We start from the raw sequence: 23,698 nt of genomic DNA, 5'->3' as shown, positions 1-23,698 counted from the left end.
TTCTCGACCGGCTGAGAGGCCCTCAGAGGGTGCCGAAGAGGTGCGGGAAGACTTTGGAGACCTTGGACAGCAGGTAGTCGCCGTAGGTGCCGGTGAAGTCGACCTGGCCGTCCCACCTGTGGCCGGGGGCGTACGGCAGCGGCGGCACCTCGCTGTCCCAGCCGGGGTCGAAGAAGAACGGGAAGCTGAGCCGCTCGTTGCCGCTGCGGTTGCGTACCCGGTGCGGGGTCGAGCGGTAGTGGCCGCCGGTGAGCTTGTCGAGCATGTCGCCGATGTTGCAGACGAACGTGTTCGCCAGCGGCGGGGCCTCGACCCAGCCGCGCGGGGTGCGTACCTGGAGGCCGCCGTTGGCGTCCTGGAGGAGGAGGGTGAGCAGGCCGTAGTCGGTGTGCTCACCGACGCCCCACGTGTCGGGGTCGTCCGGCGGGGCGGGCGGATAATGAAATATCCGGAAAAGCACGGTGGGGTCGGCGGTGTAGCCGCTGCGGAAGTACCCCTCGTCCAGGCCCAGGCTCAGCGCGATGCCCGACATGACGGCCTGGGCCAGCGCGGTCATCGTGTCGAGATACTCGAGTACGGCCTCGCGCAGCTCGGGGACCTGGGCGGGAAACAGGTTGGGGCCGTGCAGCGGGAGCGGGCCTGGCGGCTCCTCCGCGCCGAAGTAGATGCCTTCCTTCAGGTCGGGGCGGCCCGAGGTCAGCTCGCCGCCGACCGGGAAGAAGCCCCGCCAGGCCCTGCCTCCCCTGTCCATGGAGATCTCGGCCTTCACCTCTTCGGGAAGTGCGAAGAAGCGCCTGCTCGCGGCGTCGAGCCGGTCCAGGAGCTCTGGCCGTACGCCATGGCCGGAGACGTAGAAGAAACCGCTGTCCCGGCACGCGGCCCCGACGGCCTCGGCGACGGCGTGTGCGGCGGGGGAAGAGGCATCGGCGAGCAGGGGCGCGACATCGATCACCGGCAGTTCGCTCACACCGTCATTGTGACGCACAGCCCCGGGCGCACAGCCCGGGGCCGGTTGTTCAGCAGCTGCGGCTAGCCCTTGTCCGCCTCGCCGGTGGCCTGCTCGAGCTGGTCCTCGGGGGAGGCCTCCAGGTCCTGCTCGGCGTCGGCGCCCGCCTGGGCGGAGGCCTTGTCGAGGCGCACCCAGCTCGTCACGCTCTCCACCGCGAACAGCACGAAAAGGTACGCCGTCAGCACCGCCAGCACGGGCGTCAGCACGCCAAGTGCCGCTCCCACGCCGATGATCAGCAGCCGCAGCTCCCAGCCGAGCCCCGCGTGGAACACCCACGCGGGCGGCCAGATACTCTGCCGCGTCCGGTAAACGGTGTCATACGTGTGGTAACCAACGACATAAACCAGCACGAAAAGGAGCCACTTGGGTGCGTCGGCGGCGAGGCCGATCGCGATCATGGTGAGGAACTCGGCCCCGCGCAGCAGCGGCGGCGTGAGCCAGTCGAAGCGGCCCAAGTGGTCACGCGGCGCGGTCGGCAGCACGAGCAGCAGCGTGGTCGCGACCGGGAGAAGCAGGACGGGCCCGGGCTTGAGCACGCCGGCGACCACGAAGACGGCGACGGCCAGGAGGGCGACGAGCGTTGCGGGCACGGGCGGCAGGCCCCGGCCGAGCTTGCCGGCGAGCATGTGGGCCAGCGGGCCGTCGTCGCGGTAGGCGAGCAGGCGGGCGGTCTGGATGCGGCGGCGCTCCTCGTCGGGGTCCGGCGTGGGGGTGGCCATGGCCTGCGGTTGGGTGATCATACGAGCGACCTCATGAGGCGTCCGGTGAGAGTGTAGGCGGCGGCGACGGAGCCCCAGATCACCAAGGTGAGGAAGGTGATCCGGGCGTCGAAGAGGGCGGCGGTGATCGCGATGGCCGCGAACCGCTCGCCGATGGGGAACACGATCATCTTGCGTGCCCAGTGGACGGCCCGGAACTTGCCGGCCTTGGTCCACATCTTGAGCAGGCCGCGCAGACCCTGGCTCCGCTCGACCTTGCGGCGCGTGAGCGCCTGGCGCAGGTCGCGGTCGTCGGGGGCGTCAAGCGCCAGCGTGGGCAGCTTGGCGGGCGGTTTGCGGCGGTTGGCGACGCCGAAGGAGAAGTCGAGCAGGTGGCGTACGGACTGCAGGCCGAGCGCGGCCAGCGCCAGGATCCAGATGTCGTCGCCGTTGCCCGAGACCACCCAGCCGATGGCCAGTCCGGCGAAGACGACGTACTCCTTGAACCGGTCGAACGTGGCGTCCAGCCATGCCCCCAGCACGCCGAACTTGCGCGCGTACCGGGCGACCTGGCCGTCCACGCAGTCGAAGACGAACGCGAAGTAGATCAGCACCCCGCCCAGCACCATCCACGGCCGGTCGCCGGTGGCGAAGCAGGCGGCGGCGGCCACGCCGAGCGTGATGGAGATCAGCGTCACCTGGTTGGGCGTCAGGCCGCGCCTGGCCGCCCAGCGGGCGATGAAGCGGGAGTAGGTGGAGACGAAGTACGTGGTGAAGAAGCCGTCGGCGCCCTTGACCGCGTTGTTGAGCCTGGCCCGGTCCTCGTCCATGCCGGACATCTCGGCGCCGGCCTCGTTGACCTCCTCCTGGGTGGTGACCCGGCGGTAGAACAGGTCGCGCCGGCCCCTGACGCCGACCGACACGCCGTTGCGCACCAGGCCGAAGACGATGAGCTGCACCAGGTCGTCGTCCTCGCCGAACGTGGAGGCCATCGCGGCCAGCTCGCGGCAGGTCTCCGCCAGGATCGGCGCGTTGCGCGCGCTCACGTGCAGCGGGCCGAGCAGGATCGCGTTGGGCCTGGTCACGGCGTGGCTCGCGGTGCCCACCGACACAACGCGAGACTTGCCGACGCGCGAGCGCACGGGCAGCCCTTCGAGGCGGCCGAGGCCGATCTCGGGCTCGGCCTCGTCGATCGGGACGTTGTCCTCGGGACCGCTGTCCTCCTGCTCCTCCTCTGTCACCTCCGGACGCGGCTCCTTGGCTACGAGCGCCAGCGCGCCGCGCTTGGCCTTGGTGATCTGGTAGATCAGCTCGTCGTGGACGACTGAGTTCTCCGGGATGATGAAGAGGTTCTCCGTCGCGGACTCAGCGACCTCCGCCAGCGCGCGCAGGGCGGCGGCCACGTCGCCGGAGTCGATCGTGGCGAGCCGTGGATCCAGGGAAGTGAGCTGGCTGCGTAGTCGCTCGGCGACGGTGGGATTGCCGGGTAGCGCGGCCAGCCTCAGGCCGGTCGGAGAGGTGTCGGGGCCGGGCGAGGCGCCCAGCAGGACCACGCGGGTCATGACTCCCTTTCGAGGCGGTATCGGGGGGTTGAACAACGGGTAATGCGGGGACAGGCGTCAAAGTCTAATGATGGTGACGTAAAGTCGCGTCATCAGAGCATGCCCGTAACATGGTTCCGATCCAGCCGTAAGATGTTCGAGTGAGTCTCTACCGTGACGAAGGCGTAGTTCTACGCACGCAGAAGCTCGGTGAGGCCGACCGTATCGTCACCATCCTGGCCAGGCGCACCGGCAAGATCCGGGCCGTGGCCAAGGGCGTGCGCCGCACGACGTCCCGCTTCGGGGCCAGGCTGGAGCCGTTCACCCACGTCGACCTGCAGTTGCACACCGGGCGTACGCTCGACGTCGTCACCCAGGCGGAGACCATCAGGCCCTACGGCGAGGTGCTGGCCGCCGACTATCCCCGCTACACCGCGGGCAGCGCGATGCTGGAGACCGCCGACCGGCTGACGCACGGGGAGAAGGAGCCGGCGCTGCGGCAGTTCCTGCTGCTGGTGGGCGGGCTGCGCACGCTCGCCGAGCGCGGCCACGAGGCCCGGCTGGTGCTGGACGCCTACTTCCTGCGCTCGCTGGCCGTGGCCGGTTACGCCCCCGCGCTCGACGCGTGCGCCAAGTGCCAGGCCCCGGCGATCAGGGCGTTCGCCATCGTCGCCGGGGGAGTGGTGTGCGGGGCGTGCCGGCCGGCCGGCGCCACCGTGCCCGCCGGAGAGACGATCGGGCTCATGACGGCGCTGCTGCGCGGCGACTGGGCCACCGCCGACGCCTCCGAGTCGCGCCACCGCAGCGAGTGCAGCGGGCTCGTGGCCGCATATCTGCAATGGCACCTCGAACACGGAATACGCTCTCTCCGACACGTCGAAAGGGAGCCCGTGTGAACGTACGACCTCCGTCCCCGCACCCGTCGGGCGCGACTCCGCCGCCGATCCCGCGCGACCTGGTGCCCCGGCACGTCGCCATCATCATGGACGGCAACGGCCGCTGGGCCAAGGCCCGGGGACTGCCCCGCATCGAGGGGCACAAGGCAGGCGAGTCCTCGCTGTTCGACGTCATCGAGGGGGCGCTCGAGCTGGGCATCCCCTATCTGAGCGCGTTCGCGTTCTCCACCGAGAACTGGAAGCGCTCGCCCGACGAGGTCCGCTTCCTCATGGGGTTCAACCGCGACGTGATCCGGCGGCGGCGCGACGAGCTCAACGCCATGGGCGTGCGCGTGCGCTGGGCGGGCCGGCCGGGGCGGCTGTGGAAGAGCGTCATCTCGGAGCTGCAGGCCGCCGAGGAGATGACGGCCCGCAACCGCACGCTGACGTTGCAGTTCTGCGTCAACTACGGCGGGCAGGCCGAGATCGTCGACGCGGCGGTCAAGCTGGCCGAGGACATCGCGGCCGGACGGGTCAAGCCGTCGAAGGTCAACGAGAAGGTGTTCGCGCGTTACCTGGACGAGCCCGAGATCCCCGAGGTCGATCTTTTCGTGCGCTCCTCGGGTGAGCAGCGCTTCTCCAACTACCTGCTCTGGCAGTCGGCCTACGCCGAGATGGTCTTCCTCGACCGGCTCTGGCCCGACTTCGACCGCCGGGACCTGTGGGAGGCGTGCGAGACCTTCGCCAAGCGCGACCGGCGGTACGGCGGAGCGATCCCCAACCCGGTCTGACCGGCCTCTGATCCCCTTTTTCTGTGCCGCCTGGCCTGCTTGCTATACGTGGGTATAGCCTGCTGTTCGTCGGAATAGCTAGCTGTACCCATGAACAGGAGCTGGTAGCCGATGGCTTCCGCACGCGGAGACGGCCGGGGGCGCACCCTCGCGGGCACCGGCCACCTCGTTCGCCTGGCGCTGCGCCGCGAACGGGGCATCGCGCCCTGGTGGATCCTGCTGATCGTGACGCTGGGCCTGGTGATGGTCTCCTACGTCACCAGGGCCATGGGCACGTACGAGCTGAAGGTCAGCTACACCGAGGTCATCGCCAGGAACGCCTTCCTCCGGGCGCTCGGTGGCGGCGTGGTCGAGCCGCGGCTGGAGGTGCTCGCGACGTGGCGCAGCGGCGGCTTCCTCTACGTGGCGAGCGCGTTCGCGGCCCTGATGTCGGTCGTCCGGCACACCCGCAGGGAGGAGGACGCGGGCCGGATCGAGCTGATCCGGTCCGGCGTGGTGAGCCGTTACGCGCCGCTGACGGCCGCCCTGCTGGTCGCGGGCGGGGTCAGCCTGGCCGCCGGCGCGCTGACCGCGGCCGTCCTGGTCGGGATCGGGTTCCCGCCCGTGGGGTCCGTCGCGTACGGGGCCGCGATCACCGCCGCCGGCTGGGTGTTCGGCGGCGTCGCCGCGGTGGCCGCCCAGCTCGCGCGGAGCGCCCGCACGGCCACCGCGATCGGCCTGTCCGTGCTCGGCGCCGCCTACGTGATGCGCTACGCCGGTGACGCGACCGGTCAGCACTGGCTGAAGGCGCTCTCCCCGATCGGGTGGAGCCATCTGGTGCGGCCGTACCAGGACGAGCGGTGGTGGATGCTCGGAGTGCCGCTCCTGGCCGGCGCGGTCCTGTACGCGGTGGCGTACCGGCTGCTCGACCGCCGCGACCTCGGCGCTGGCCTGCTGCCCGAGCGCCCGGGCCGGGAGTCGGCGCCGGAGCTGCGCGGCCCCGTCAGCCTGGCCTGGCGCCTGCACCGCGGCCTGCTGGCGAAGTGGGCGGCGGGGGTCGCGTGCTTCGCCGCGGCCGGGGCCGGGCTCAGCCCGCTCACCAAGGACCTGCTCTCGCGGCCGAGCGTCGTGGTGGAGAACATCACGCGCATGCTCGGCGTCTCCGGCGAGGGCAGGACGCTGGGCGCCTACTCGTGGTACCTGATCCTCGTCATCTCGTACGCCGTCGCGCTCTACCCGGTGCTCATGACGCTGCGCCTGCGCTCGGAGGAGATCTCGGGCCGCGCGGAGACCGTGCAGGCCACCCCGCTGACCCGGCTGCGCTGGGCGGCCGGTCACCTGGTCGTGGCGGGGCTCGGCACGGCGGCGCTGATGGCCGTCGCCGGGCTCGTGTTCGGCACGCTCTACTCGGTGCTCGTCGGAGACCTCGCCACCGACCTGCCCCGCTTCCTCGCGGGAGCGCTGAGCACCGTGCCGGCGGCCTGGTGCGTGGGGGCGGCCTGCATGCTCGCGTACGGGCTGCTGCCCCGGGCGAGCGTGGCGCTCTCCTGGATCGTCTGGCTCCTGACCGCCGCGCTCGGCAAGGTAGCCGGCCCCCTGTACGGGCTCTGGAACGGGACCCCGCTGGAGCCCTTCCACTACGTCCCCAACGCGATGATCGGGACGCCCTTCGACCCGCGCCCCACCCTCGCACTCACGGCGGTCACGGCGCTGCTGCTCGGCGGCGCCTTGATGGCTCTGCGCCGCCGCGACTTCGGCTGAGTGATCTAGGATGTGCCACCCGGCGAGATCGGAGGGCGAATGGGCGGCCATTCCGTCGAGGTACGTTCCGACGTGGTGATCAAGCGGTATCGGGTGCGGCGCTACGACGAGCCCGAACGCGAATGGCGAGCCCTGAGGCTGCTCGACGAGCACGAGCCGGGCCTGGCTCCGGCGCCGGTGGCCGCGGAGCTGACGGCCGACCCGCCGACCGTGGTGATGTCCCGCCTGGACGGCGCGGCCGTGAGCGGGGAGATCGCCGGGAAGCTGGTCGACGCCCTGGCCGAGGCCGTCACCGGTGTCCAGCGGGCGATCCCGGCGCGGGAGCTCGAGCGGATGCCGGCGCGTGCCGGGCACCCGGTCGAGCTCCTGCGGCTCGTCCGCGAGCAGGCGGCGGCGGTGGAGCCGGATCCGCTGAGGGCCGAGGCGCTCCGCGCGGCCCGCGCCTGGGTGGCGCGGCCGGCCCTGGAGCAGGTGCTCGCCCAGCCGGGCACCCCGGTGTTCGGCACCGGCGACGGGAACATCGCCAACTACCTGTGGGACGGCACCAAGGTCAGGGTCATCGACTTCGAGTACTCCGGACGGAGCGACCGCGCGTTCGAGCTGGCCGAGGTGAGCGAGCACATCGCGGTCTGGGAGAACGACCCGGCCGGGATGACCGCCGTGCTCGAACGGCTCGAGCTGACCGCCGAGGAGTCCGCCAGGCTCACGGAATGCCGCCGCCTCATCGCGCTGTTCTGGCTGCTGCGGGTCCGCGAGGAGATCCGGTCCGAGCAGGCGGACCGGATGCTGGACCTGCTGCAAGCGGGATGAGCGACGCTCAGAGGGCGTCGGCGAGGCGGTCGACCTGCTCCGGGTCGCGGCCGTAGCAGTAGAGCATCACCTCGTCCGCGCCGAGGTCCGCGTACTGGGCGATGGCCTGGCGGATCTCGCCCGGCGTGGTGAGCATGCCGGAGACCATCCGCTCCGCCATGCCGGTGAACTCGTAATAGGCGCCCATGGCCGTACGGGCGTCCGTGACGACGTTCTCGGGGCCGAGCGCGACGTTGACCTGGGTGACGATGCGAGGCTCGCCGGAGCGCCCCGCCTCCTTCCAGAACCGGCGAACGGTGTCGATGAGCCCGCCGGCCCAGGACGGCGCGGCGGCGGCGAGGAACCCGTCTCCCCAGCGCGCGACCCGGGCGAGCGCGGCCGGCTGGAAGCCGCCGAAGAGCACCTCGGGGCCACCGGGGCGGGCGGGGAGAGGCCCGATCGGGCCGGCACCGTCGCCGTACGGCTCGCCGGACCACAACCGGCGCATGACGGCCAGCTGCTCGTCGAGGCGGCGGCCGCGGGTGCGGAGGTCGGTGCCCGCGACCAGGTGGTCGTCCTCGCGGCCGCCCACGCCGAGTCCCAGGACCAGCCGGCCGCCGGACATCAGGTCCAGCGTCGCGGCCTGCTTGGCGAGCAGGGCGGGCTCGCGGAGGGGCGCGAGCAGGACTTCAGTCTGTACGCGTACGCGGCTGGTGGCTCCGGCGATGACCGCCAGGGCGACCAGCGGCTCGGGGTTGTCGTAGACCAGGCGGTCGAGGAGGGCGAGGGTGGTGAAGGGGCCGGCATCAGCGCGGCGGGCCCAGTCGAGCAGGGCTGCGGGGTCGCTGATGGGCAGGCCGAGACCGACGTTCATGAGGTACCTCCGTGAAGGGGCATGCGAAATCGATGCCGCCCCTCCAGGACCTCCACGACGGGGGAGGCAGGGCTCCCGTTCTGCGGCGCACTTCTGGGGAGCTCCTGATCAAGTGAGGCTCACCCTAAGGGGACGCGGCCACGTCGGGCAACTCGCGCTGCTCAGGTGGTGGCGCCGATGTTCGGCGGTGCGTCCCGGGGGATCGGGGTGCCGTGGATGTCGCGATCGCCGTCATCGTGGAGGGCGAGGCCGGCGCCGAGGGCCGGGGAGTCGCCGTTGAGCCGGAAGCCGGGCAGCGTTTCGGGATCGACGAATTTCGGATCCGCGATCACCGGGTTGGCGTGGTGCGCCGGCACGGCGACGTTGAAATAGAGGTTGTGGTCGTAGGTCCCCACCGCGTCATTGATGGCCGAGCCTTCCGGGCGGCCGTAGAAGATGTTGTTGGTGAAGGCGATCGGCGTGTGGTCGCCGCGGCTGCCGACGATCGTCCCGGCGGACGGGCTGTAGATCACGTTGTTGTAGAACTTCACGTTCTTGATGGCGTTGGCGCACCCGTTGGCGACGACGGGGATCTCGAAATCGCCCAGCACCAGGTCCTTGTCGTTCTGGCTGATGTTGTAGCGGATGGTCGCGCCGTCGGTGTGCGAGCCGGCGATCGCGCAGAACAGCATGAAAGGGCCGCTGTTGTCGTGGCTGTAGTTGTACTGGTAAACGAGGTCGCGGTTGCCCGCGTCCACGCTGAGCGCGAATGACGGGGGAGTGGCCGAACCGCCCGTGATCTCGTTGCACTGCACGACGGGGCGGACCGAGTTGGACGCCAGAATGGCGGCACGGGATTCGGTCGTGCGCAGGCCGAACCCGTCGACCTTGTTCAGCTCCGTCAAAGAGTCGACGCCGTTCTGCACCAGGATCCCGTCCCCGCCCAGGCCGCTCAGGTCATTGCGGAAGATCCGCACATTGGTGATGGGGACGAAATGGTTGGTGCCGGCCGAATAGAGCTCGTGGCGATTCCACTGCGACAGCGTGCCGATGCCGATGTTGTCCACGTCGGACACGGTGTTGTGCGAGATCTGTATCCCGTCGAATCCGGTGGCCACCCGGGAGCCGGCGGCCTTGAACACGATCCCGCCGCTGTTCTCGACCTCCGGCTTCAGGGAGTCGCAGCCGGCCACGTCGTGGACCACGACGTCGTGGACCACGTAGTGCCTGCCGATGCCGTGATCCTCGAGCAGGACGTAAATGCCCGCGCGGGGAGTGGTGTCCCGGGGGCCGGGATTCGAGATGTCCAGGTCGCGGATCTCCCAGCCTTCCACGTTGTGCAGGAAAACGGCGGCGCGGGCACCGCCGCCCGCGATGGCGGGGCGGGCGCCGCTGCCGTAGGCGCCGATGACGATGGGATTGTCCGCGGTGCCCGAACCCTGCGGCTTCAGGACTCCCTGATAAGTGGTGCCGCGGCGGAAGAGAATCGAGTCGCCCGGCTCGAAGACGACCGAGTTGATCTGCTCCAGGGTCCGCCACGCGGCATGTGCGGTCAGGCCGGAGGCGGAATCGTCGCCTGAGGTGGCATCCACGTAATAACGTACGCCGGTCTTCGAAAGAGGTGGGCTCTGCACCATGAAGCTCACTCCAGAAAGGGGACAGCCCCCTGCGGGAGGGGGCTGTCGGGGGAACGGTCAGCTGACACAGGGGCCTTGGTAGGCGCCGATGTTCGGCCCGGTGGCGGGCACCTGAAGACCGAAGATGTCATGGCCGCCGTTGTCGGTGACGGCGACCCCGGCGGCGATGGCCGGCGAACCGCAGCGCAGCCGGTATCCGAGGATGCTGCCGAGGCCGGTCCCGCTTCCGGGATTGACGAAGTTCGGGTCCGCGATCACGGGGTTGGCGTGGTTCGGCGGCACGACGACGTTGTAGTAGAGGTTGTGGTCGTAGACGCCCACCGCGTCGTGGATGGCCGAGCCTTGCGGCGCGCCGTAGAAGATGTTGTTGGTGAACTCGATCGGGGTGTGGTCGCCCCGGCTGCCGACGATGGCCTTGGCGGTGGGGCTGTAGATCACGTTGTTGTAGAACTTCACGTTCGGGATCCCGTTGTCGCAGCCGTTGGCGACGACGGGGATCTCGAAGGTGCCGAGGAGCAGGTCCTTGTCGTTCTGGCTGATGTTGTAGCGGATCGTCGCGCCGTCGGAGTACGAGCCGGTGAACGCGCAGAACAGCATGAACGGACCGTCGTTGTCATGGCTGAAGTTGTACTGGTAGACGATGTCGCGGTTGCCCGCGTCGACGCTCAGCGAGAACGACGGCGGAGTGGCGGAGCCGCCCGTGATCTCGTTGTACTGGATGACCGGCCGGTCGGAGTTGAAGGCCACGATCGCGGCGTGCGAGGCGCTCGCCCGCAGGCCGAACCCGTCGACGATGTTCCACTCCGTCAGCGGGTCGACGCCGTTCTGCACGAGGATGCCGTCGCCGCCCTGATCGGTGAGCTTGTTCAGATAGATGTGCACGTTCGTGTTCGGCACGAAGGTGTTCGTGCCGGCGGGATACAGGTCCCGCTTGGACCACTGGGAGACGATGCCGATCCCGACGTTGTCCACGCCCGAGATGACGTTACGCGTGATCTCGACCCCGTCGAACCCGGTGGCCACCTGGGAGCCGGCGGCCTTGAACACGATGCCGCCGCTGTTCTCGAGCTCGGGCTGCAGGCAGTCGCAGCCGGGCACGTCGTGGATCTTCACATCGCTGATCTTGTAGTGCTTGCCGATGCCGAAGTCGTCGAGCAGGACGTAGATGCCCGCACGCGCGTTGCCGTCACGGGTGGCCGCGTTGGAGATCTCGAGGTCGCGGATCTCCCAGCCCTGCACGTTGTGCAGGAACACGGCGGCGCGTGCCCCGCCGCCGTCGATGACGGGACGGGCGCCGGTGCCGTACGAGCCGATGACGATGGGGCTGTCCGCCGTGCCGGACCCCTTCGGCTGCAGAACGCCCTGGCAGGTGGTCCCGCGGCGGAACAGGATCGAGTCGCCCGGCTTGAACACGACCGAGTTGACCTTGTCCAGGGTCCGCCAGGCCGTGCTCGAGGAGAGGCCGGAGGCGGAGTCGTTCCCGGAGCCGCAATTGACGTAATACTTGGTGCCGGCGGTCTTTGTCGCCGCCTGTGCGGGGGCGCCGGCCACGACGAATGTGCTCATGACGGCCACGAGTAAGACAACGATGTGGGCAGCGGGGCCACGGCTCCTCCGCACGATTTCCGACGTGTTATCCATGTGCTTGCTCCAAGAAGGTATTGCTTGGGTCCAGGAAAGGACGTGGAGCGAGTCTGAGCCGACCGGCTCGACGGCTGCTCGACAAGGGCTAAACGGCCCATTCCTGATGCCGCCAGGCGGCCTCCGCGAAGGCCCATTCAAATCGCGCGCCGATGAGAAACTGCTCGACGAGCCGTTTCCTGTCGAGGTCCGAACAGTGCGCGCCCACTTCGTCGATCATGGCGAGGTAGGCGTTCACGTAGCCCGCGTAATCGCCGCCCGGCGGATACTGCGCGACCCAGGAGGCGTAGCGCGACCCGGGGGCGCAGCGCTCCCGCAGATCCTCGGAGACGAAGAGGTGGAACCAGCTCATCGGCAGCAGGCCGGCTATGCCGGCGGCGAACGAGATCGTGGGCGCGGCGAGCATGAAGGACGTGTAGGCGTGGATCACCGGGCGGGCCTCGGTGCTGTCCGAACCGGCCACCGGCAGCCCGGCGGCCGGCTGGGACAGTCCCGCAACCGGCTCTGACAGTCCGGCGGCCGGCTCCGACAGTCCGGCGGCCAGCTCTGACAGTCCCGCGGCCAGCTCCGACAGTCCCGCGGCCAGTTTGGGCAGCGAGCCGAACGTGGCACTCGCCGCGGAGCAGAGCAGCGTGCCGTGCTCGTCCCGCTCGGCGAGTGCCGCGCACCTGGCCAGGGCCCGCGCGTAGGTGGGAACGACGTAGCGGGCGTCCTGCTCGGCGAAATACCACAGCGATGACGGCGGCAGCGTGCCCGCACGCAGGCCCGTCCAGAAGGGATGCTCCTTGACCTTGGCCACCAGCGGTCGCGCGATCGCCGACAGGTCCGCCCGCGTGGACATCAGCGCGCCGCCGCCGTCACGCTGAGGCCGCCGGCGACCCGGCCGAGGACATCGGCCAGCACCTGCTCGGCGTCGGCCGCGCCGCCGCCCCGCCAGGCCACGAACGCGTCGGGCCGGACCAGGATGGCTCCGTCAGGGGCGATGCCCAGGGTGGCCGCCCAGTCGTCGTCCACCGGGACGTAGTCGCCCTCCGCGCCCAGACGTACCACGCGCAGCGGCACGTCGGTGTGCTCGGCGAGCTTGGCCGCCGCCTCGTGCCAGGCGCCGCCCTCCTCGGAGCTGGTGAGGAGCACGTACGAGTCCCAGAACAGGTCGATGGTGGACAGCCGCTCGCCGTCGCGCTCCAGCCAGAGGTGCGGCGCCCGGGTGCCCGGCTCGCCGATCAGCTCGAGCGGCGCGGTCAGCGTCGGCCTCGGCGTCTCGGTCACCACCGCCTGGGAGCGGTAGCGGTAGCCGAGCGTGATGATGATGTCGTCGACCATCTCGTTGCGGACGTCGTCCGTGGCGTACCCGTGCCTGATGCGGTTTCTCACCATGGCCTGCTGCGCCATGGCGCTGCCCACCGCGTGACGCTCGTCGTGGTACGTGTCGAGCAGCTCCGGGCCCGCCCAGCCGTGCAGCGTGGCCGCCAGCTTCCAGGCCAGGTTGTGCGCGTCGTGGATGCCCGTGTTGGCGCCGAACCCGCCGGCCGGCGGGTGCACGTGGGCCGCGTCACCGGCCAGGAACACCCGCCCGACGCGGAAGCGCTCCGCCACCAGCTGCGCGCCCTCCCACGGCACCTTCGCCATGATCTCGACGTGCATGTCCTGCTTGCCGGACGCGTTGCGCACGATCTCGACGCAGCGCTCGTCGGTGAAGTCGGCCGGGGACTCGCCCTTGTCCGGGTGGTAGATGGGGGCGGCCAGCCAGGGATCGCGCCCGTGCAGCCGCGACAGCCCGGTCATCGTCCCGCCGGCGGTGGCGTAGCAGAGGATGAACGGCCGGTCGGCCAGGATCTCCTCCAGCTCAGGCGCGCGGAAATAGATGCTGAGCGCGTTGAACACGGTGCCGCGGCCGGACCGGGTCACGCCGAGGATGTTGCGGACCGAGCTGCTCGCGCCGTCCGCGCCCACGAGGTACTGCGCCCGGACCGTCGTGACCGCCCCGGTCGCCGTGTCCTCCACGTGGGCGGTCACGCCGTCGTCGTCCTGCTCGATCGAGCGGAGCCGGGTCGCGAAGCGTACCTCGCCGCCGTACTCGCGGGCCTTCTCCGCGAGCACCACCTCGTAGCGGTCCTGGCCGCAGCCCATGACCCGCTCGGGGCTGATGTCCGCGCCGTCCAGCGACGGGGCCTCCAGCACCACGGCGTCGGCGATCTCGGAGAAGGTGTTGACCCGCAGGATCCCGCCCTCGAAGAACGGGTGCGAGTCACCGATCTCCAGCGCCCGGACCTCCTTGCCCAGTCCCGCGGCCCGGAAGATCTCCATGGTGCGGGCCTGCAGGCCGGGGGCGCGAGGCAGCATGGAGGTCTCGCCGCGCTTCTCGACGACCAGCGTCCTGATGCCGTGACGGCCCAGGAAGACCGCCGTGGACAGGCCGACCGGGCCGGCGCCCACGATCAGCACCGGCACGTTCTCGTCGTACATCAGATTCCTCCATCGACGTTGATCGTCTCGCCGTTCACGAACCGCGACAGGTCGCTGGACAGGAAGGCGACGACTCCGGCTATGTCCTCGACGACCCCGAGCCGGCCGAGCGGGATCATCTTCTGGTAGCGCTCGAGCACGGCGGGCGGCGTGGGCTCCTCGGTCTGGACCGGCCCCGGCGCCACCACGTTCACGCGGATGCCGCGCGGGCCCAGCTCCTTGGCGAGAGAGCGGGTGAGCCCGACCAGGCCGGCCTTGGTGGCCGTGTAGTGGGCGCGCAGCGGGATGCCCACGGTGGCCACCTTGGAGCCCACGAAGATGACGGAGCCACCCTCGCTGAGCAGCGGCAGCGCGCGCTGCGTGACCAGGTACGGCCCGCCCAGGTTGTTGGCCACGACGCGCTGCCACTCCTCGAGCGGGAGCTCGGCGAAGGGTATGTGGCTGATGACGCCCGCGTTGTGCACGACCACGTCAAGGGATCCGTACGAGGTGCGGCAGTGCTCGACGAGATCGTCGACGTCCGCCGGGTTGCTCACGTCCGCCCTGACCAGGTGGTGGTCGCCACCGGTCTCCTTGAGTTCGCGGGCCAGGCTCGTGACGGCCTCGCCCTCCGTGCGGTAGCACGTCACCACGTCGGCCCCCGCGCGGGCGAGGCCGAGCACGACGCCCCGCCCTATGCCCCGCGAACCGCCGGTCACGAGGATCTTCTTTGCGGTCAGGTTGAGCTCCATCGTTCCATGGCTCCTGTGACATCTAGAGGAGAATCGCCGCCGCCACCAGGTTGGCGATCAGCGCGCCCAGCGAGAGCACCACTCGCGCGGTGTTCCAGGTCTTCCAGCGGACCCGCGGATCGCGTTCCGGCCAGTCGTTCGGCTGACTGGCCGGGTCCAGCGCGGTCACGTACTTGTTGATCGGGACGTTCTTCAACAGGGAGATCGTCATGAGCACGGCCAGCAGCGCGGCGGCCAGCCAGAACAGGGCCGCCGCCTCCGCCCGTCCGCCCGGGATCGTCACCGCGAGGGCGACGTCCAGCCCGAACGCCAGCGCGTTCATGATGGGCAGGAACGGGTCGTAACGCGGCCACAAGAACTTGATCAGGTCCACATACCCCGCGTACGGCAGGCGGAGGGCGAAGGCCGCCAGCCCGATCGCGTTGCCGAGCATGACGCCGGTCGCGACCCCGTTCGCGAACAGCGCCAGCGCGAGGAGCGCCCCGGTCATCCCGCGCCCTGCAGGGCCGCCGCCGCGGCCTCCTCGACCAGCCCCTTGATCCGGTTCATCTGGATCGCGGTGTTGTGGTTGAGGTACGCGGTCATCCCGTCGTCATCGGCCGGGGCCTGCGGCTTCATGTGGAAGTCCTGCACCCAGCGCATCCGCACACCCTCCGGGACCTCGCGGTACTCCCAGAAGATGTTCATGTACTCGAACGGGCCGGTCTCGACCCGGTGGGCGCGCACCTCGCGCTTCACGGGGTCGGGGGTGCGCTGGGAGACCCAGCTCCACACCGTTCCGTCCTCGTCGGGGTGCATGGTGAGGCGGAAGGTGATCGTGTCGCCGTCGCGCTCGAGGATCTCGGCGGCGGCGTACTCGCTGAACAGCTGGGGCCACGAGGCGACGTCGTTGGTCATCTCCCAGACCAGGTCCATGGGGGCCTCGATGACGATGGCGTTGTCGGTGTGTCCGGCCATGGCGGGTCTCCTCCGTTCAGCTCGCCAGACGAACGTTGACGTAGTCGGCCAGGGCGCGGGGCGTGGGCAGCTGCTCCACCACGTCGTCGGGGATCACCACGCCGAGGTGGTTCTGGAGCTTGGCCGTCACCTCCAGCACCGCTAGCGAGTCGTAGCCGAGATCGACGAACGGGATCTCGGAGATGTCGTCGCCGAGGTTCACGTTCTCGGCGGCGCCGGCGCACTCGATCATCGTCGCCTTGAGGTCCTCGACGGTGAAGGGAGTGGGAGTGGTCGTCTGGGTCATCTGGTGCTCCGTTCGTTCGTGACGATGACTGCCGCGTTGAATCCGCCGTGGCCGCGGGCGACGACCATGGCGGTGCCGAGGGCCGCCTCGCGCGGCGCCCCCCGGACCAGGTCGATGTCGCACCCGGGGACCAGCTCGCTCACGCCGGTCGTGGGCGGGATGACGCCGTCGCGAATGGCCAGCAGGGCGCCGGCGAGGTCGAGGGCCGCCCCGCCCGCGTAGAGCCGTCCGGTCATGGTCTTCGGCGCCGTGACCGGCGGGCGGCCCGGGCCGAACACCGCGCGGATCGCCGCGGCCTCCTGCAGGTCGAGCTCCGGCACTCCGGCCGCGTCCGCGAAGATCACATCGACGTCGCCGGCGGCCAGCCCCGCGTCGGCGAGAGCCAGTTCCATGGCCCTGCGCAGGCCCGGCTCCCGGCCCGAGCCCGGGCGCGGGTCGAAGGTCGAGGCGTAGCCGGCGATCTCCCCGTAGACGCGCGCGCCCCGGGCCCGGGCGTCCTCGGCGTTCTCGACGATCAGCATCGCGCCGCCCTCGCCCGGCACGTAGCCGCTCGCGCCGACGCCGAAGGGCTGGTACGCGCTGCCGGGATCGGTCGACTCGCTGAGCCGCCCGTTGCTGTACTGCGCGGTCAGGCCGTAGGGGCAGAGCGAGGCGTCGGTCCCCCCGGTGACCACCAGCCGGGTGCCGCTCCTGATCAGCTGGCGCGCCTGGCCGGCCGCGTCCAGCCCGCCCGCCTGCTCGGCGCAGATGACCCCGCAGGGGCCCCGCATCCCGTGGCGGATGGAGATCTGGCCGGTCGTGGCCGCGTAGAACCAGGCGATCGACTGGTAGGCGCCGACCCAGGACGGGCCCTTGGACCACAGCCGCTCGATCTCCCGCTGGCCGAACTCGGTCCCGCCCGACGAGCTGGCGGTCACCACGGCCATGTCGTACTCCGGCATGGCCGCGGGGTCGGCGCCGGCGTCCTCCAGGGCCCAGGCCGCGGCGGCCAGCCCGAGGTGGGTGCCGTGGTCGGTCTGCGGGATGAGGCGGCTCGGGACGTGCTCCCCGGCGGTGAAGCCGCTCACCTGCCCGGCCAGCCGCACCGGGTAGCCGGAGGCGTCGAAGCGGCTGATCTCCCTGATGCCGCTCTGGCCGGCCAGCGTGGCCGTCCAGTACTCCTCGATGCCGAGCCCGTTCGGCGCCGCGATGCCGAGTCCCGTGACGACGGCCCGCCTGCTGGTCTCCGTACTCATGCCGACCTCACGATGGCCATGGCGGTCTGGAAACCGCCGAACCCGCTGCCGACGCTGAGCACACCGTCGATCGCGTGCTCCCGCGCCGTGAGCGGCACGTAATCGAGATCGCACTCGGGGTCCCGCGTGTGCAGGTTCGCCGTCGGCGGCACCACCTGGTGCTCGATGGCCAGCGCGCAGGCGGCCACCTCGATGGATCCGATGGCGCCGAGCGAGTGGCCGATCATGGACTTGATGGAGCTGACCGGCACCTCGTACGCACGGTGGCCGAGCGCGCGCTTGAAGGCCGCGGTCTCGTGCCTGTCGTTCTGCTTGGTCCCCGAGCCGTGCGCGTTGATGTAGTCGATGTCCGAGGCGTCCAGCCGGGCCATGGCGAGGGAGTTGGTGATCGCCTCGGCCATCTCGCGGCCGTCCGGCTTGAGCCCCGTCATGTGGTACGCGTTGCTCCGGCTCGCGAATCCCGCTATTTCGGCATAAATGTGGGCGCCGCGTGCCAGGGCCGCCTCCCGCTCCTCCAGGACGAAGACCGCGGACCCCTCCCCGAGGACGAACCCGTCCCGGTGCGCGTCGAACGGACGCGACGCGTGGGCCGGGTCGTCGTTGTTGGGCGAGGTCGCCTTGATCGCGTCGAAGCAGGCCGCGGTGATGGGCGAGATGGGCGCGTCGGTCGCGCCGGCGATCACCACGTCCGCCCGGCCGGTCCAGATCTGCTGGGCGCCGTTGCCCACCGCGTCCAGCCCCGCCGTGCAGCCCGTGGAGATCAGGGAGACCGGCCCCTCGGCTCCCGCCGCCCAGGCGACCTCGCACGCGATGGTGCTCGGCGCCATGTATCCGTACAGGTGGCGCACCACGTAGTCGGGGTCCACCAGCCAGCGCCGGCCGCCGTCGCTCAGGACGACGTACTCCTCCTCGAGGCCCATCGTGCACCCCACGGCGCTGCCGATGCTGACCCCGATGCGCTCCGGCGGCACCACCCCCTCGATGCCGCTGTCGGCCAGGGCCTCCCTGGCGCAGACGACGCCGAACTGCGCCGCCCGGTCCATCCGGCGGATCTCCGCCGGGCTCAGCCCCTCCGCGGCCGGGTCGAAGTCGCACTCGGCCGCGATGCGGGAGCGGAAGCCTGACGGGTCGAACAACGAGATGGTGCGGGTGGCGGTGCGGCCCTCGGACAGCAGATCCCAGAACGCCTTCGTCCCGATGCCGCCCGGGGCCACCACACCGATCCCGGTGATCACGACGCGCCTGTCAGTGCGCATCAGTTCGGCCCTCCAACATCCGGTACGGCCTGCGCCGCCCCGGAGGCCGGCAGCGGCTCGGTGTCGACGTGCCCGAGCTCCGGCCGCGGCGCCAGCGGGCTCAGGTGGAAGATCGCGTACACCTCTTCCTCGCCGTCGTTCCAGACCCGGTGCGGCACGCTCTTGGGGACCATCAGCCCCTCACCGGCCTCAAGATCAAGCACCTGCGTGCCGATCCTGGCGGTGAGCCGGCCGCGCACCACGAAGAGGAACTCCTCGGAGTACGGGTGGTAGTGCTCGGCCACGAACTCGCCGGGCGCGAGCGTCAGCGTGCCCATGAACCCGGAGGTGGAGGCGACCGTCTTCGGGCTGAGGACCACGCGGATGTCACCTCCGCGGCGCCGGTTGGCAGCCACGTCGTCCGCGCGCACCTTGGCCACCACGGCGAGCTTCTCCGCTGCCTCACTCACCGTTCGCCTCCCAGACGTAGAAGGGGTTGGCCATGGCGTCCTTCGGCTCGCGCCAGTTTGGGTCGTACGGCCGGATGTGCTGGGCCAGCCGCTTGTTGATGTCGTCATAGAGCGGGTGGCTGCGGGCCTTGTAGAGATCCGGCGTGATGTCGTCGTCCGCCTCCACCAGGTGGAAGTAGAGGTTGTGGAAGCGGAAAAGCGTGCGTCGCGACACTCCGATCATCCGGGGCAGGTCGGTGGCGTCAGAGTCCTTGAAGATCTGTGCCACGTTGTCCGCCTCGGCCGGGTCCATGCGGGCGACGATCAATGTCCGATGCACCGGGAGCTCCTCTCGTTTTGATGCCCCATGGTTGACCCGATGGTTCTGGTCTCGGTCGAATCCCGCTCGAAGCGGGCGGCGCGAGTCCACGTCGAGCCGCGCACCGCACAGTGGCGGCGGCATTTCAGAACCGTCGAAAGGTGACTGCTGTGAGCGGCGAGAACGAGCTGGCCTTCATCGGTCTGGGCGGCATGGGCGCCGGCATGGCGCTCTGCCTGCGCGAGGCGGGATTCCCGCTGGTGGTCCACAACCGCACGGCGGCCAAGGCCGCGCCGCTGGTGGAGGCGGGAGCACGCGTCGCCTCCTCCGCCGGCGAGGCCGGCCGCGACGCCTCGATCGTCCTGCTCAGCCTCAGCGACGAGGCGGCGGTCGAGCAGATCCTCTTCGGCGAGCTGTCCGGGCGGCTCCGTCCTGGGGCGCTCGTGGTGGACACCTCGACCGTTTCGCCCGCCTACTCCGCGGCCGCGTCCGAGCGCCTGGCCGCGACCGGCGCCCGCCGCATCGAGGCGTGCGTGATCGGCAACCCGCCGATGGCCAGGGCGGGCCAGTTGCGGATCTTCACGGCCGGGCGGCGCGAGGACGTGGACGGCGCCCGCGAGGTACTGGAGGCGCTCGCCCAGGAGATGGTGCACGTCGGCCCGGCCGGCTCGGCCTGCGGGCTGAAGCTCTCCTTCAACCTGCTGCTCGGCAACCAGATCGCTGCGCTGGCCGAGGCGGCTCAGCTGGCCGTCAGCGCCGGCGTCGACCGCGACCTGTTCTTCACGACCATCGCCAAGAGCGGGTTCAGCTCGCCGGCGCTCGCGTTCCGCGCGGAGCTGATGCGGACGCGCCGCTACGAGCCGCCGGCGTTCCGCAGCACGCTGATGGAGAAGGACCTTCGCCTGGCGGTGGCCGGCGCCGCCGCGCACGACCTGGAGCTGCCCGTCACGGCGGGGGTGGCCGAGCGGTTCGGCGCGGCGATCCGCGCCGGCGACGGCGACAAGGACGCCGCCGCCATCGCCGAGCTGCGCACCCCCGTCCGCTGAGACGAGCTCAAATGGCGATTCCGCCGTGGACCTCGAAGACGCTGCCGGTGATGTACGAGGCCCGGTCGGACGCCAGGAAGGCGACGAGATCGGCCACCTCTTCGGGGTGGCCGAACCGGCGCAGCGCGATCGCGTCCAGCAGGCGCTTGGTGGCCCGCTCGCTGAGCTGGTCGGTCATGTCGGTCGAGATGAGGCCCGGCGCGACCACGTTGGCCCGCACGCCGTGCCCGCCGATCTCCTTGGCCAGCGCCCGGGTGAACCCGATGATGGCCGCCTTCGACGCCGAGTACGTGGTCTGCGTCGCGTGGCCGTACACGCCGGCCACGGAGGACATGGTGACCACGCAGCCCGACCGGCGCTTCATCATGCCGAAGACGGCGGCGCGGCACAGGTGGTAGACGCCGTCGACGTTGGTCCGCAGCACCGCGTCCCAGTCGGCCTCCTCCACGAGCATGAGCGGCGCGTCCTTCGTGATGCCGGCCGACGTCACGACCGTGTCGATCGGGCCGAGCTCGTCCTCCACGCGGCCGACCCAGTCACGCATCGCCTGGCCGCTGGCCACGTCCGCGCGGACCGGGAGCACCTGGCCGCCGAACTCCCTGGCCTCCTTGGCCACCGCGGCCGCGCTCTCCTCGGCGCTGTGGTAGCAGAAGCTGACATCGAATCCGTCCCGTGCCAGTCGCAGCACGATCGCCCGGCCGATGCCGCGCGAGCCGCCGCTGACGAGCGCGACCTGCCTGTCTGTGTGGCTCATTACCACAGCGTCGCATCGCCCCCGGAGGGACTGCTCGAGGCCGGCTCGAGGAGCGAAGGGCCTCCTGCCTGCGCTCGCGCGGCCGGTCGAGCCCTGTTCCAGCCCGTCGCGAGCGCGAACGCCCAGCATCGGCCATGACGTGCCCTGAGCGGAGGTTGATCGTGGATCTTGAACTGGCCGGTAAACGGGTCCTGGTGACCGGCGGCACGCAGGGGATCGGCCGGGCGAGCGTGCTGGCGTTCGCCAGGGCCGGAGCCCGCGTGGTCGCCTGCCACCGCAGCCTGGGAGAGGCGGCCGACGGTCTGGCCCGTGAACTGAAGGAGCTGGGTGACGGCCACCGCGTGGTGCAGGCCGACGTGACCGGGCCCGAGGGCGCGGCCACGCTCGCGTCCGCCTGCGAGGAGGCGCTCGGCGGCCTCGACGTGGTCGTGAACAACGTCGGCGTCGACGGCCGGGCCCGGTTCGCGGAGCTCGGCGAGCAGGAGTGGGACCGGGTCATCTCGGCCAACCTCACCAGCGCGTTCCTGGTGACCCGGGCCACGCTCGGGCTGCTCGCCGACCACGGGTCCGTCATCTACATCGGGGCGTCGGCCGGCATGCGCGGGCGCCCGGAGAGCGCGCACTACTGCGCCTCCAAGACCGCGCTCTCCGGGCTCACCCGGTCGCTCGCCAGGGAGCTCGGCAGCAGGGGCGTGCGGGTCAACACCGTGGCGCCCGGCGTGATCGTGAAGGGGCCCGGAGACGGGCCGCCACCCCCGGTCGCCGACCTCATCAAGGCGGTGACCGCGCTCGGCCGCCTCGGCTCTCCCGAAGAGGTGGCGGCGGCCGTGCTCTTTCTGGCCAGCGACGTGTCCCGGTACATCACCGGGGTCACTCTCAACGTGGACGGAGGCGTCTGATGCCCTATGCCGCCATCACCTACAACGTCCGGCCCGGATTCGACGACGAGATCGCGGAGATCTTCGCCGACTTCCAGCGGGTGGACACTCCCATCCTGCGCGACGCGACCGGCGACCAGGCCGGCCGGCTGCTCGGCACGGCCGTTTTCCTCAAGGACGGCGTGCTGGTCCGAGTGATCCACTACGAGGGCGACTTCCGCGCGGTCGCCGCCCACATGGCCGGGCAGAAAGGCGTGCACGTGATCGAGGAGAAACTGGCGCCCTACCTCGTCGACCAGCGCGACACCTCGACGCCGGAGGCGTTCCAGGCGTACTTCCGCAACGCGCTCATGCGCTGCGTCGTCCAGCTCTCCGTGGACACCCATCCTGCGGGCCGATGATGGAGCTGGGCATCGGGCTGCCGACGATGGTGTCGGGGATCGCCGGCAGCGACCTTCTCACCTGGGCCCGCAGGGCCGAGGAGCTCGGCTTCTCGTCACTCGGGGCGCTCGACCGGCTGATGTACGACGGCTACGAGCCGCTGATCGCCCTGGCCGGCGCGGCCGGCGCGACGAGCCGGATCCGGCTGGCCACGACCATCCTGATCGCCGCCTACCGGGGCGATCGGGCGCTGCTCGCCAAGCAGCTCGCGAGCCTGGACCGGCTCTCCGGAGGCCGGCTCACGGTGGGCGTCGCCGCCGGCGGGCGGCAGGACGACTACGAGGCCTGCCGTACCTCTTATGCGGGGCGCGGCCGGCGGCTCGACGGGCTGCTGGCCGAGCTGCGCGGCTTCTGGAGCGGGGAGAGCGACGGGCCGGTCCCCGGGCCGCGCGCCGAGAAGGGCGGGCCGCCGCTGTTCGTGGGCGGTCACTCGCCCACGGCGATGCGGCGCGCCGCCGCCTTCGGCGACGGCTGGATCGCCGGGGGCAGCTCGGCCTCGGGCTACGGCGAGCTGGTCGGCCGGGTCCGCGAGGCCTGGCAGGCGGCGGGCCGGGCCGATCGGCCGCGTCTCATGGCGATCGCCTACGTGGCGCTGGGGCCGGACGGGCGCGAGCAGGCCGCCCACCACCTGCTGGACTACTACTCCTTCATGGGGTGGAAGGCCGAGATGGCGGTGCGCAGCGTGCTCACCGACGTGGGGCAGCTGCGTGACTTCGTGGCCGGCTACGAGGCCGCCGGCTGCGACGAGCTGCTGCTGTTCCCGTGCGTCCAGGACCCGGGGCAGGCCGACCTGATCGCGGACGCCGTCTGGAGGTGATCATCATGCTGAACGTCCTGGCCGTGCTGGTGCTCCTCGGCAGCGGCACGGTGGCGGGCGTGCTGTTCGCGGTGGCGGTCAGCACCGTGCCGGCGCTGGCGGCGATGCCGCCGGACCGCTACGTCTACACGCACACGCTGCTCGGCCGGAACTGGGACCCCACCATGCCGCTCATCGTGCTGGGCACGACGCTGCTGGACATCGTCCTGGCCTTCTGGGCGCCGGGAGGCGCCGCCCGCGCGCTGGTCATCTGCGCGTCGGTGTGCCTCGCCGGTGTCTCGTGGGTCTCGCACCTGCGCAACGTGCCGATCAACAAGCGGGTGCACCAGACCGATCCGGACGCGGTCCCGCCGGGATGGGAGGATCCCCGCCCGGTGTGGCGGCGCTGGCACCTGCTGCGTACGTCGTTCGCCATGGTGGCGCTCGTCGCCAACAGCATCGCGCTCACCCTGATCTTCTGAGTTGGTCAAGGAGGCCCGGTCAAGGCCCAAGGGAGACACTCCCTTGGGC

Annotated in this window: 26 protein-coding genes; 9 read left to right on the top strand and 17 right to left on the bottom strand. The window is 70.8% G+C overall.

Annotation, left to right across the window (positions count from 1 at the left end; genetic code table 11):
* Nucleotides 1-22 precede the first annotated feature (22 nt).
* From AB0H84_RS22655 to AB0H84_RS22645, 3 genes are all read right to left on the bottom strand, one after another.
* On the bottom strand, nucleotides 23-967 hold the full coding sequence (locus AB0H84_RS22655; RefSeq protein WP_357607298.1) for a 2-oxoglutarate and iron-dependent oxygenase domain-containing protein: 945 nt from the start codon (nucleotides 965-967) through the stop codon (nucleotides 23-25).
* Between the two features lie 62 nt (nucleotides 968-1,029).
* On the bottom strand, nucleotides 1,030-1,749 hold the full coding sequence (locus tag AB0H84_RS22650) for a DUF5941 domain-containing protein (protein ID WP_357607295.1): 720 nt from the start codon (nucleotides 1,747-1,749) through the stop codon (nucleotides 1,030-1,032).
* Entirely contained in the window at nucleotides 1,746-3,269 is a 1,524-nt protein-coding gene (locus AB0H84_RS22645; RefSeq protein WP_357607292.1) for a CDP-alcohol phosphatidyltransferase family protein, read from the bottom strand. Before AB0H84_RS22645 ends, AB0H84_RS22650 begins: the two co-directional genes overlap by 4 nt.
* A gap of 140 nt (nucleotides 3,270-3,409) precedes the next feature.
* Here AB0H84_RS22645 and recO point away from each other — a divergent pair, with 140 nt between their 5' ends.
* The 4 genes from recO to AB0H84_RS22625 all read left to right on the top strand — a co-directional run bounded on the left by recO (nucleotide 3,410) and on the right by AB0H84_RS22625 (nucleotide 7,464).
* Nucleotides 3,410-4,144, top strand: coding sequence for a DNA repair protein RecO (gene recO, locus AB0H84_RS22640; protein WP_357607289.1), 735 nt, complete (start codon nucleotides 3,410-3,412; stop codon nucleotides 4,142-4,144).
* Entirely contained in the window at nucleotides 4,087-4,914 is an 828-nt protein-coding gene (locus AB0H84_RS22635; protein ID WP_357607286.1) for an isoprenyl transferase, read from the top strand. Before recO ends, AB0H84_RS22635 begins: the two co-directional genes overlap by 58 nt.
* Nucleotides 4,915-5,025: 111 nt before the next feature.
* The gene (locus tag AB0H84_RS22630; RefSeq protein ID WP_357607283.1) at nucleotides 5,026-6,654 is read left to right on the top strand and encodes a polyketide antibiotic transporter; all 1,629 of its coding nucleotides are present in this window, start codon (nucleotides 5,026-5,028) and stop codon (nucleotides 6,652-6,654) included.
* 39 nt (nucleotides 6,655-6,693) lie between these two features.
* On the top strand, nucleotides 6,694-7,464 hold the full coding sequence (locus AB0H84_RS22625) for a phosphotransferase (protein ID WP_357607280.1): 771 nt from the start codon (nucleotides 6,694-6,696) through the stop codon (nucleotides 7,462-7,464).
* Between the two features lie 7 nt (nucleotides 7,465-7,471).
* Here AB0H84_RS22625 and AB0H84_RS22620 read toward each other — a convergent pair whose 3' ends face one another.
* From AB0H84_RS22620 to AB0H84_RS22560, 13 genes are all read right to left on the bottom strand, one after another.
* Complete coding sequence (locus AB0H84_RS22620) at nucleotides 7,472-8,317, bottom strand: LLM class flavin-dependent oxidoreductase (protein ID WP_357607277.1); 846 nt, start codon at nucleotides 8,315-8,317, stop codon at nucleotides 7,472-7,474.
* 161 nt (nucleotides 8,318-8,478) lie between these two features.
* A complete protein-coding gene (locus AB0H84_RS22615) occupies nucleotides 8,479-9,888 on the bottom strand; it encodes a hypothetical protein (protein ID WP_357607274.1) in 1,410 nt (469 codons plus the stop codon).
* Between the two features lie 102 nt (nucleotides 9,889-9,990).
* Entirely contained in the window at nucleotides 9,991-11,499 is a 1,509-nt protein-coding gene (locus tag AB0H84_RS22610) for a hypothetical protein (RefSeq protein WP_357607271.1), read from the bottom strand.
* A gap of 163 nt (nucleotides 11,500-11,662) precedes the next feature.
* Nucleotides 11,663-12,415 (bottom strand): TenA family transcriptional regulator, encoded by a 753-nt coding sequence (locus AB0H84_RS22605; protein ID WP_357607268.1) that lies wholly within the window; start codon nucleotides 12,413-12,415, stop codon nucleotides 11,663-11,665.
* Nucleotides 12,415-14,040, bottom strand: coding sequence for an FAD-dependent monooxygenase (locus tag AB0H84_RS22600; protein ID WP_357607264.1), 1,626 nt, complete (start codon nucleotides 14,038-14,040; stop codon nucleotides 12,415-12,417). Before AB0H84_RS22600 ends, AB0H84_RS22605 begins: the two co-directional genes overlap by 1 nt.
* Nucleotides 14,040-14,771 carry an SDR family NAD(P)-dependent oxidoreductase gene (locus AB0H84_RS22595; RefSeq protein ID WP_357607261.1) on the bottom strand — a complete coding sequence of 244 codons (732 nt, stop codon included), beginning with the start codon at nucleotides 14,769-14,771 and terminating at the stop codon, nucleotides 14,040-14,042. The genes AB0H84_RS22600 and AB0H84_RS22595 overlap by 1 nt, the downstream gene beginning before the upstream one ends.
* 22 nt (nucleotides 14,772-14,793) lie before the next feature.
* A complete protein-coding gene (locus AB0H84_RS22590) occupies nucleotides 14,794-15,261 on the bottom strand; it encodes a DUF1772 domain-containing protein (protein ID WP_357607258.1) in 468 nt (155 codons plus the stop codon).
* A complete protein-coding gene (locus AB0H84_RS22585; RefSeq protein WP_344986239.1) occupies nucleotides 15,258-15,728 on the bottom strand; it encodes an SRPBCC family protein in 471 nt (156 codons plus the stop codon). The genes AB0H84_RS22590 and AB0H84_RS22585 overlap by 4 nt, the downstream gene beginning before the upstream one ends.
* 16 nt (nucleotides 15,729-15,744) lie before the next feature.
* Complete coding sequence (locus AB0H84_RS22580) at nucleotides 15,745-16,014, bottom strand: acyl carrier protein (RefSeq protein ID WP_357607256.1); 270 nt, start codon at nucleotides 16,012-16,014, stop codon at nucleotides 15,745-15,747.
* Complete coding sequence (locus AB0H84_RS22575) at nucleotides 16,011-17,249, bottom strand: ketosynthase chain-length factor (RefSeq protein WP_357607253.1); 1,239 nt, start codon at nucleotides 17,247-17,249, stop codon at nucleotides 16,011-16,013. The genes AB0H84_RS22580 and AB0H84_RS22575 overlap by 4 nt, the downstream gene beginning before the upstream one ends.
* Nucleotides 17,246-18,505 carry a beta-ketoacyl-[acyl-carrier-protein] synthase family protein gene (locus AB0H84_RS22570; protein ID WP_357607250.1) on the bottom strand — a complete coding sequence of 420 codons (1,260 nt, stop codon included), beginning with the start codon at nucleotides 18,503-18,505 and terminating at the stop codon, nucleotides 17,246-17,248. Before AB0H84_RS22570 ends, AB0H84_RS22575 begins: the two co-directional genes overlap by 4 nt.
* Nucleotides 18,505-18,954, bottom strand: a complete 450-nt coding sequence (locus AB0H84_RS22565; protein WP_357607247.1) for a cupin domain-containing protein — start codon at nucleotides 18,952-18,954, stop codon at nucleotides 18,505-18,507. Before AB0H84_RS22565 ends, AB0H84_RS22570 begins: the two co-directional genes overlap by 1 nt.
* The gene (locus AB0H84_RS22560) at nucleotides 18,947-19,273 is read right to left on the bottom strand and encodes a TcmI family type II polyketide cyclase (RefSeq protein ID WP_357607244.1); all 327 of its coding nucleotides are present in this window, start codon (nucleotides 19,271-19,273) and stop codon (nucleotides 18,947-18,949) included. Before AB0H84_RS22560 ends, AB0H84_RS22565 begins: the two co-directional genes overlap by 8 nt.
* Nucleotides 19,274-19,422: 149 nt before the next feature.
* Between AB0H84_RS22560 and AB0H84_RS22555 the strand changes: the two genes are divergently transcribed.
* Entirely contained in the window at nucleotides 19,423-20,298 is an 876-nt protein-coding gene (locus AB0H84_RS22555; RefSeq protein ID WP_357607242.1) for an NAD(P)-dependent oxidoreductase, read from the top strand.
* Nucleotides 20,299-20,305: 7 nt separating this feature from the next.
* Here AB0H84_RS22555 and fabG read toward each other — a convergent pair whose 3' ends face one another.
* Nucleotides 20,306-21,052, bottom strand: coding sequence for a 3-oxoacyl-ACP reductase FabG (gene fabG, locus AB0H84_RS22550; RefSeq protein WP_357607239.1), 747 nt, complete (start codon nucleotides 21,050-21,052; stop codon nucleotides 20,306-20,308).
* Nucleotides 21,053-21,213: 161 nt separating this feature from the next.
* On the opposite strand from fabG, the gene AB0H84_RS22545 reads away from it, so the two are divergent.
* The 4 genes from AB0H84_RS22545 to AB0H84_RS22530 are packed head-to-tail and all read left to right on the top strand — an operon-like array spanning nucleotide 21,214 to nucleotide 23,649.
* Nucleotides 21,214-21,951, top strand: coding sequence for an SDR family NAD(P)-dependent oxidoreductase (locus AB0H84_RS22545; protein WP_357607236.1), 738 nt, complete (start codon nucleotides 21,214-21,216; stop codon nucleotides 21,949-21,951).
* A complete protein-coding gene (locus AB0H84_RS22540; protein WP_344986230.1) occupies nucleotides 21,951-22,331 on the top strand; it encodes a SchA/CurD-like domain-containing protein in 381 nt (126 codons plus the stop codon). The genes AB0H84_RS22545 and AB0H84_RS22540 overlap by 1 nt, the downstream gene beginning before the upstream one ends.
* A complete protein-coding gene (locus AB0H84_RS22535; RefSeq protein WP_357607233.1) occupies nucleotides 22,328-23,188 on the top strand; it encodes an LLM class flavin-dependent oxidoreductase in 861 nt (286 codons plus the stop codon). The genes AB0H84_RS22540 and AB0H84_RS22535 overlap by 4 nt, the downstream gene beginning before the upstream one ends.
* A 5-nt stretch (nucleotides 23,189-23,193) precedes the next feature.
* Nucleotides 23,194-23,649, top strand: coding sequence for a DUF1772 domain-containing protein (locus tag AB0H84_RS22530; protein WP_357607230.1), 456 nt, complete (start codon nucleotides 23,194-23,196; stop codon nucleotides 23,647-23,649).
* The last annotated feature ends 49 nt before the right edge of the window (nucleotides 23,650-23,698 follow it).

Origin of the sequence: Nonomuraea sp. NPDC050786 (assembly GCF_040654115.1) — a bacterium.
Taxonomy (GTDB): domain Bacteria; phylum Actinomycetota; class Actinomycetes; order Streptosporangiales; family Streptosporangiaceae; genus Nonomuraea.
This window is presented reverse-complemented; position numbering and strand designations above follow the sequence as displayed.